Source organism: Mucilaginibacter arboris (genome assembly GCF_009754915.1).
Classification (GTDB): Bacteria; Bacteroidota; Bacteroidia; order Sphingobacteriales; family Sphingobacteriaceae; genus Mucilaginibacter_A; species Mucilaginibacter_A arboris.
Genome location: NZ_WPIK01000045.1, coordinates 1 through 1441 on the forward strand (window position 1 = coordinate 1; position 1441 = coordinate 1441).

2 protein-coding genes are annotated in these 1441 nt (G+C 35.7%); both read left to right on the plus strand.

Annotation, left to right across the window (positions count from 1 at the left end; genetic code table 11):
* Positions 1 to 26: 26 nt before the first annotated feature.
* On the plus strand, positions 27 to 461 hold the full coding sequence (locus GO621_RS18605; RefSeq protein ID WP_198170321.1) for a DUF4844 domain-containing protein: 435 nt from the start codon (positions 27 to 29) through the stop codon (positions 459 to 461).
* A gap of 261 nt (positions 462 to 722) precedes the next feature.
* Positions 723 to 1112, plus strand: a complete 390-nt coding sequence (locus GO621_RS18610; protein ID WP_157569893.1) for a hypothetical protein — start codon at positions 723 to 725, stop codon at positions 1110 to 1112.
* The last annotated feature ends 329 nt before the right edge of the window (positions 1113 to 1441 follow it).

The window sequence follows — 1441 nt, forward strand, 5'->3', positions numbered from 1 at the left end:
ATATGGCATTTTAAAAGACCGACACCTTGAAACAACTCACCAGCATATTTTTAGGACTGACGCTTCTACTTGTGACAGCTTGTGGACAAGGACAAATTAAAACACCACCAAACGCAATGGACAAATTCGATAAGTTTAAAAAGAAAGAAAAATTTGTTGAAGAAAAATCTTATCCTGGCATTGCTGACCCAATAATGAGACCAGTTTTGACTGAAAAAATCAATAAAGCTGCAGACGACTTTCAAACGTTAGCAAAAACTAATCATGCAACGGACAAGGACTATCAAGACAAAATTAAAATTGGACTCGACCGCTTTGCAGACATCTATATCAATATTGACACTGAGGACAGAGAACGGATTTGCTTCTACTTTGAGGAACTTATGGACATTGTTGGACTTGAAAGTTCTGGCGGACACTTGAACAATTTTATGTATGGTTTTGACTCAAACGAAAAATGACAACAGAAAGAAAAACGCCATATAACATTGGTTTGGCAAAAAACTGGCGGACGGAAGTTATTGAACTTTTATTTTGCTATTTTACTTCAGTTTCGACAGAAGAAACTTTTTTTTAGCCGTAAAAAACAGCATTGAACTTGGGAACTTTAATTTAACTTTGGTTCTCGGCCAACGTGATTCAAATTCCAGTTCTTCGCCAAGCCCTCAACGTTATGCGCAATTTGACAAAAACGCTCATTTACCTAAAAAAAATAGAAATTGATGACTCTGCAGAATAAAACAAAGTCCGATTTATTCTTTAGTGCAGTGATTTTATTGTGCTTTATTGCAGTAGTAGGGTATTTATTTGCGTTTGCTAAAAGTGAAGGAACATTGGGAAACGGAACTATTTTTAACTTAATTGCCGACTATACGCTTTATGCATTCCCGCTTATATTTCTATCTGACTTTTTAAAACTTAATACTTTCGTAGGTCTCTTTGGTTTGCTTGGGACAAATATCTTAATCTATTCTTTTATTGTGACAATACTTTTATCAAACCGATTAGCGAATTTTAAAAATTACAAACCTTTTGTTGTAACATATTATTCTACAATGGCAATTCTGGTTGTGATTTTTATCCATTTTATTTATTTACTCTCAACCTCCTAAGACTAAACGGCGCATAACAAGAGTATTGCCAATAGTGGGGCTGGACGTTAGAGCAATCGGCAGCAAATCTTTATTCAACTTCTGTTCGGGCTGGACGTTTGCTATTTGGCTTTTTGTTTTTATCTTCATCAGAAAGTTTTTAAATTGAACTTCGGTTGCCAGGCGGACGTTTTTCAACTACCCCACCATCGGCAATACTTTTTCGTTAGGCGCAATTTGTGTTTTCGCCCGAGAAAGTTTGCTAAAGATTTTTTTGTCCCAAAAAAGCAAAAACACAAAAAGCGGCTAACATGAGTTTGGCAAAAAACTGGCTGACAGGTTACAATTTC

Coding starts and splice junctions, on each gene's coding strand:
- GO621_RS18610 (WP_157569893.1), top strand. CDS start 723: ATGACTCTGCAGAATAAAACAAAGTCCGATTTATTCTTTAGTGCAGTG.